Here is a 1324-nt window from a genome sequence, read left to right as displayed (position 1 = left end):
GATAAAGTCCGTATAATTGTGTAAAAGTAAAAAGGCCATATAACAGTCCTTTTACGGTACAATGTTTTTAACGACAAAAACATACCCAGGAGGACTTTTACATGACCCAAGTACATTTTACACTGAAAAGCGAAGAGATTCAAAGCATTATTGAATATTCTGTAAAGGATGACGTTTCTAAAAATATTTTAACAACGGTATTTAATCAACTAATGGAAAATCAACGAACAGAATATATTCAAGCAAAAGAATATGAACGAACAGAAAACCGACAAAGTCAACGAAATGGCTATTATGAGCGCAGCTTTACGACACGTGTAGGCACGCTAGAATTAAAAGTACCCAGAACACGTGATGGCCATTTTTCACCCACAGTGTTTGAACGTTATCAACGAAACGAAAAAGCCCTCATGGCTTCAATGTTGGAAATGTATGTATCAGGCGTTTCAACTCGTAAAGTATCAAAAATTGTGGAAGAACTTTGTGGTAAATCCGTCTCTAAGTCCTTCGTTTCTAGCTTAACAGAACAGCTAGAACCTATGGTTAACGAGTGGCAGAATCGTTTATTATCAGAAAAAAATTATCCTTACTTAATGACCGATGTACTCTATATAAAAGTACGAGAAGAAAATCGAGTACTCTCAAAAAGCTGTCATATAGCGATTGGAATAACCAAAGATGGCGACCGTGAAATTATCGGCTTCATGATTCAAAGTGGCGAAAGCGAAGAGACCTGGACAACATTTTTTGAATACCTAAAAGAACGCGGTTTACAAGGTACGGAACTCGTTATTTCTGATGCGCACAAAGGATTAGTCTCTGCCATTAGAAAATCCTTCACCAACGTAAGTTGGCAAAGATGCCAAGTTCACTTCCTAAGAAATATCTTTACCACCATTCCTAAAAAAAATTCAAAATCTTTCAGAGAAGCTGTTAAAGGAATTTTTAAGTTCACAGATATTAACTTAGCGCGTGAGGCTAAAAATCGATTGATTCATGATTATATCGATCAACCAAAATATTCAAAAGCTTGCGCATCATTGGATGATGGATTCGAAGACGCCTTTCAATATACCGTACAAGGAAATTCCCACAATCGACTAAAGAGTACCAATCTAATTGAACGACTGAATCAAGAAGTACGCAGAAGAGAAAAGATTATTCGCATCTTCCCCAATCAAACATCAGCCAATCGCTTAATTGGAGCCGTTCTTATGGACCTACATGATGAATGGATTTATTCTTCAAGAAAATACATCAATTTTGATAAGTAGAAATGGTAAAAACATTGTATAGCATTTTACACAGGAGTCTGGACTTGACT

General features: G+C 36.3%; 1 protein-coding gene. It reads left to right on the top strand.

Features of this window, described 5'->3' with window-relative positions; all coding sequences use genetic code 11:
- Positions 1-101: 101 nt before the first annotated feature.
- The gene (locus KQI94_RS16025) at positions 102-1274 is read left to right on the top strand and encodes an IS256-like element IS256 family transposase (protein WP_000195429.1); all 1173 of its coding nucleotides are present in this window, start codon (positions 102-104) and stop codon (positions 1272-1274) included.
- Positions 1275-1324 lie beyond the last annotated feature (50 nt).

Source organism: Enterococcus sp. S183_ASV_20 (assembly GCF_018919685.1).
GTDB lineage: Bacteria > Bacillota > Bacilli > Lactobacillales > Enterococcaceae > Enterococcus > Enterococcus faecalis.
This window is presented reverse-complemented; position numbering and strand designations above follow the sequence as displayed.

Coding starts and splice junctions, on each gene's coding strand:
- KQI94_RS16025 (WP_000195429.1), top strand. CDS start 102: ATGACCCAAGTACATTTTACACTGAAAAGCGAAGAGATTCAAAGCATT.